Source organism: Marinobacter sp. UBA2688 (assembly GCF_002352785.1).
GTDB classification, from domain to species: Bacteria; Pseudomonadota; Gammaproteobacteria; order Pseudomonadales; family Oleiphilaceae; genus Marinobacter; species Marinobacter salarius.
Genome location: NZ_DELU01000016.1, coordinates 1 through 5275, shown reverse-complemented (window position 1 = coordinate 5275; position 5275 = coordinate 1). Strand labels below are relative to the sequence as shown.

General features: G+C 58.0%; 6 protein-coding genes and 1 pseudogene. 2 read left to right on the top strand and 5 right to left on the bottom strand.

Features of this window, described 5'->3' with window-relative positions; all coding sequences use genetic code 11:
- The 4 genes from B3M52_RS08635 to folE form a co-directional block, all read right to left on the bottom strand.
- Positions 1-922 (bottom strand): HD-GYP domain-containing protein (locus tag B3M52_RS08635; RefSeq protein ID WP_286749405.1); only part of this gene is annotated, 922 nt, incomplete at its 3' end.
- Between the two features lie 52 nt (positions 923-974).
- Complete coding sequence (locus B3M52_RS08630; RefSeq protein ID WP_075194693.1) at positions 975-1388, bottom strand: CoA-binding protein; 414 nt, start codon at positions 1386-1388, stop codon at positions 975-977.
- Positions 1389-1402: 14 nt separating this feature from the next.
- A complete protein-coding gene (gene folX, locus B3M52_RS08625; RefSeq protein WP_036211420.1) occupies positions 1403-1783 on the bottom strand; it encodes a dihydroneopterin triphosphate 2'-epimerase in 381 nt (126 codons plus the stop codon).
- 26 nt (positions 1784-1809) lie between these two features.
- Positions 1810-2376 carry a GTP cyclohydrolase I FolE gene (folE, locus tag B3M52_RS08620; protein ID WP_075194694.1) on the bottom strand — a complete coding sequence of 189 codons (567 nt, stop codon included), beginning with the start codon at positions 2374-2376 and terminating at the stop codon, positions 1810-1812.
- 194 nt (positions 2377-2570) lie between these two features.
- Between folE and B3M52_RS08615 the strand changes: the two genes are divergently transcribed.
- Positions 2571-3485 carry an alpha/beta fold hydrolase gene (locus B3M52_RS08615; RefSeq protein ID WP_075194695.1) on the top strand — a complete coding sequence of 305 codons (915 nt, stop codon included), beginning with the start codon at positions 2571-2573 and terminating at the stop codon, positions 3483-3485.
- 11 nt (positions 3486-3496) lie between these two features.
- Here the strand turns inward: B3M52_RS08615 and B3M52_RS08610 are convergent, their stop codons facing one another.
- Positions 3497-4600 (bottom strand): GGDEF domain-containing protein, encoded by a 1104-nt coding sequence (locus B3M52_RS08610; protein WP_051947084.1) that lies wholly within the window; start codon positions 4598-4600, stop codon positions 3497-3499.
- A gap of 142 nt (positions 4601-4742) precedes the next feature.
- Here B3M52_RS08610 and B3M52_RS08605 point away from each other — a divergent pair.
- Positions 4743-5275: pseudogene (locus tag B3M52_RS08605) on the top strand (patatin-like phospholipase family protein); the annotation flags it as partial.

Genomic DNA, 5275 nt, shown 5'->3' with positions numbered 1-5275 from the left:
TGGTCATGGCGTCGAAGGCGTCAACAATGGAGACCAGTCTCGCAAAGCGGCTGATCTGCCAGTCCTCCAGTTGCTGCGGATAGCCGCGGCCATCCATGCGCTCATGGTGGTGACGGGTCACGTCCCCGATAATCGGATCCAGCTTCGGGTCAGAGCTCAGCAGCTCATAGCCGAACGTCGTGTGCTGTTGCATGATCGCATATTCAGCCGGGCTCAGAGCGCCAGGTTTATTAAGAATTTCGTCAGGAACCTTAAGCTTGCCCAGGTCGTGAAGCAGTCCGCACATACCGGCAATTTCCAGGTCCTCGTCGGGCAGTCCCAGAAAGCGTGCGAAGGCAACGGTAAAGATGGCCACCCGCAAACAGTGTTCCGCGGTATAGGCGTCGCGGGACTTGATGCGGCTCATCCAGAACATTGCACTGGCGTTGGCTTTGATACTTTCCACGCATTCCCGGATAACCGGGCGGGCGTCTTGCAGGTTCAGATCATTGCCCCGTTCAATGGCAAGGGTGATCTGTTCCACGAATGCCTGGGTCTTGCCCCATACCTGGTTGGCGCGGGGGATCTCTTCCGCGAGGGAGCGGGTTTCCGGAAGTGGGGTAGCCGTGCGCTGTTTGTGACTGGTGACCCTTGCCAGGGCCTCAGCCAACACTTGCTCGTCGCCTTCAACCAGCGCCCATTCGCAGTACTGACGGAGTATGCGAGCCTGGTGGTCGTTCTCAAGAGTAAAACCCTGGAACAGTACGGGCACTTCGATCCAGGGTCGGTCCAGCTTGACGATGCGCATGCCGTAAGTCAGCAGATCGACGGGCAGACGGACGCGCTCAACTCTGGTTTGGGCGTCAGGGTCAAGCAAACCTGCCTGCGAACGGGCAATCGGTTTTCGTGAAGGTGGTGTGCTGGTTTTACGTCGGAACCACATGGCTCTGCCAGTCTTCTGATTGTCTGGCTAGATTATGGCAGAAGTGCTGTCTTCAGAACAGGCGGGGGATTTCCTGCTTGGGACACCGGTCCATGACCACTGATATGCCAGCGTTTTCCGCTCTTCGGGCCCCGGTTTCGTTGATCACACCAATCTGCATCCAGACAACCGGAATGCCCTTTTCAATGGCGGCATCGATAACAGGGTCGGTGTGGTTCGGTGCAAGGAACAGGTCGGCCATGTCGATTGTCCCGGGAACGGATGCAAGATCGGCGTAGACGGTTTCGCCCAATAGCGTCTTGCCAGTCAGCCGCGGGTTTACAGGGATCACCCGGTAGCCACGTCCCTGCAGGTAGGCCATTACTTCATGGCTGGGGCGGTGGGGTTTGTCACTGGCGCCCACGAGCGCAATCGTGCGGACGGTTTCCAGAATTTCGCGCAGTTGTTCAGGACTGTTTCGGGACATGCGATATCAACTCTTCAGGAATCCCGGTGTGCCTCAAGGCGAACGGACACCGACTCGGCATAGCGTAGCGCATGGGGTTTGTCGATTTCCACTGCCGCCCAGTGAACCGCTTCGTGCTCCATGACAATACTGAGCACCTCGTGGGTCAGCCGTTCCAGCAGGGCAAAACGGTTGCCGTCCACGTGGCCGATGATCTGCTTGGTAATCGTGCGGTAGTTCAGTGCCGCGCGAATGTCATTCTCGTTGATGGCGGCCGCGGCATCGTAGGTCAGGCAGACGTTGATCAGCACATCCTGCTGGTTGTTGATCTCTTCTTCCTTGATGCCGATATAGGCGCGCAGCAGCAAATCCTTGATGCGTACGGTTGCCTGGTGATTTCCGGTCACTGCAGTCATCTGGCCTCCTGGTCAACAATGGATGTTCAGCGATCCCGAATCAGGGTCAGGAACTCAGTGCGCGTGGCTTGTGACCTGCGGAACTGGCCCAGCATCATCGAGGTTTTCATGCGGGAATTCTGCTTTTCAACGCCACGCATCATCATGCACATGTGTTGGGCTTCAATAACCACAGCCACGCCCTTGGCGCCGGTCACCGCCTCAATGGCCTCGGCGATTTCGCGAGTCAGGTTTTCCTGGATCTGCAACCGGCGAGCGTACATGTCGACGATACGGGCAAACTTGGACAGGCCCAGCACCTTGCCATTGGGCAGGTAGGCAATGTGACATTTTCCGATGAACGGCAACATGTGATGCTCGCACATGCTGTACAGCTCAATGTCCTGAACCACGACCATTTCGTCCATGGCGGACTCGAAAACCGCGTTATTGACCAATGTATCCAGGCTTTGCTTGTAACCCTGCGTCAGGAACTGCATAGCCTTGGCTGCCCGTATGGGGGTGTCCTGAAGTCCCTCGCGATCAGGGTTTTCGCCCAGGCCTGCAATGATCTGCTGAAAATGGCTGGCCAGGTCGTCGAGCTTGTTGGTCATAGTCGCTTCCGGTTAAATGAATCAGTTCAGGGCGAAAGCTTAAGGGAATTTGCCCGCGTCCTCCAGATTTACGACCACACAGGGCGAAAAGACCACCCTGGAACGCTCTGGTTCGCAAATTGTCGGACCAGATCTGGCAGGGGCGGTTGGTTTGATTTAGAGTTTCAGTCTCAGGCTGGTTTCAGGAAACCGCAATGGAACAGGTAATACCGGGAGTTCGGGGTGCCGCCCCCGGCGCAAGGAATGCGACACTGGAATGGTGGCAACAGGAGGGCAAGTGGTTTTCCTATGGCGGCCACGCGATCTTCAGCAGAATGGCGGGCCAGGGCGATCCCGTGGTTTTGCTGCATGGCTTTCCGACGGCCAGCTGGGACTGGAGCCGGCTGTGGCCAATGCTGCAGCAGCATCACAGCTTGTTCACCCTCGACATGCTGGGCTTTGGCTTTTCCGATAAGCCGGCACTGTACGACTACAGCATCGAAGACCAGGCCGACATGTTCGAGGGCTGGATCGCCGGTCTGGGATTGAAGACAGTCAGTCTGTTCGCCCATGATTATGGCGGCAGCGTGGCCCAGGAACTGTTGGCCAGAGATCAGGAAGGGTTGCTGCCTTTCTCCATCGCCCGGGTCGGCTTTCTCAACGGCGCCCTGTTTCCGGAAGCCCACAGCCCACTGTTAATTCAGAAGCTCCTGGGCAGCCCTCTCGGTGGCCTGATCAGTCGCGGTCTCACCCGTCGTACCTTCGAACGCAACTTCCGGCGTCTGTTTGGCCCGGAGACCCCGCCGTCACGGAAAGATATGGATGACTTCTGGTACCTGTTGACCTACAACAATGGCCGCGGAATTCTGCATAACCTGATTCACTTCATGGAAGAGCGCCGTTGCCATCGTAACCGCTGGGTGGGTGCCTTACAGAAGGCAGAACAGCCAATGAGGCTGATCTCGGGTGTGGCGGACCCGGTGTCCGGTTCCGCTATGGCCAGACGTTACCGGGAGCTGGTGCCGAACGCGGACGTGGTGAGCCTTCGCAACGTCGGTCACTACCCTCATTTCGAATCTACCGGTGAGGTGTATCGGGCGTGGCGGGACTTCTGCAAGCAGTCGGAGTAAGGCCCGAGGTGCTACAGGTCGTTGGCCAACGCTTTGTCTTCAGTATCTTCGGGTGGTTGCTCGTGCGGTCTCCTGGCGGCGCTGACTACTTGGTTACGGCCTCTCGCCTTGGCTTCGTAGAGTGCCTGATCCGCCCGGTTCAGCCAGACCGACCAGGTTTCACCCTTGCCGACTTCCGCCACACTCGCGCTGGCTGTGATCTGTATCCCTTCTACGAACGGGCGGGCACTGATGCTGGTCAGCAATTCCCGCGCGACTTTGTCAGCATCCTTCTGGCGGGTTTCCGGTAGTACCAGCATGAATTCCTCACCGCCAATACGGAACAGACGGTCGCTCTCTCTCAGCCGCCTGCCAATCCGCAGTGTCAGCTCCTGTAGCACCTTGTCACCGGCCAGGTGGCCCCAACGATCGTTGATCATCTTGAAGTAATCCAGATCCAGCAATATGAGACTGGACACTCGCTCGTATCGCTCACGCATCTGGATTTGGCCGTTGAGAATATCCGCCAATTGCGAGCGGTTGAGGCAGCCGGTCAGGGGATCGGTGGTGGCCAGGCGAGTCAGCTCGACCTGCAGGCGGCCCACCAGCCAGGCAAAGATCATCACGAACAGGCAGGTCAGGCCGAGGGAAAAGGTGATACGCCAGAAATCCGCTTCTGGAAACGTAATAAACGACACAACGGACATGCTGACTACAAACACGATATTGCTGGCGGTGGCCTCCTTCAACGGAAGCAAAAAAAACAGTGCGGCGGCGGCCGGGTATGCCCAGTACAGCCCGGCGTGGCCATTGATCAGGGTGGAGTACACCGCGCAGACCACTGCCAATGTCGGGAACAGGCGCCCCTGGAGAAAATAGACACCGCGGAATCGAAGGAATGCAATAACGGCCACTGCATTCAGGCAGAACAGAATAAGAAGCGATGCCAGCAGAACATTGCCTTTTTGCCATTGCACCATCACCAGCGGAGCGACGGCAATAAAAGCCCAGAAATGCAGGTGATAGACGATCTGACGTTTAAAACCAATCACGGCCAGGGTGGGGTTGGTGGCCAGGTTGTCTGTAGTGGCAAGAGGATTCACAGCACACTCCCGCTGTTTGTGGTGGGCCCGCATTCCTTGATCCGGGCTTTTGCAAAGTCTAGCACGGCCTTCACGGGAAGGTAGTTGGTTTTACACCTTTCAACGGGCGAGAATCGCGCTCTGGCTGCCGGGAGCCCAGTTCGCTAAACTGGCGGGCTCGGAACAAGGAGCCGTTATGAGCGCAGTACACACCCGTTCTCCCGCATTGACCATACGCGCCGGCCGCCGTGCTTTTGAGCGGTTGCGGGAGCAACCGTTTGCGGCGGGCGACGTGCACGTCATCCCTGGCGCAGCGGGTGGCCCGAAGGCGTTGGGCATTTCCGGCCTGGATAAAGCCATCTTTGGGGACTTTCTGCCCAGGGCGCCACAGGAGCGCTCGCTGATTGGCTCTTCCATTGGCAGTTGGCGATTTGCAGCGGTGGCCTCGACGGATGACCCCAAGGCGCAGCTGGCCCGGCTGGCGGACCTCTACACATCCCAGCGCTTCGCCAAAGGCGTCAGCATGGCGGAAGTCAGCCGCAAGAGTGTGTTGTTTCTGGAAGAACTGCTGGGGGGCCATGAAGACCACATTCTCAATCATCCCTGGTACCGCCTGAACGTTGTTGTGGTTCGCAGCCGCGGCATGCTGGAGCACGATACCAGGGGGCGCCTCAGTCTGGGCCTGATGAATGCCATCAGTGCCAACATGGTCAGCCGCCGACATCTGGG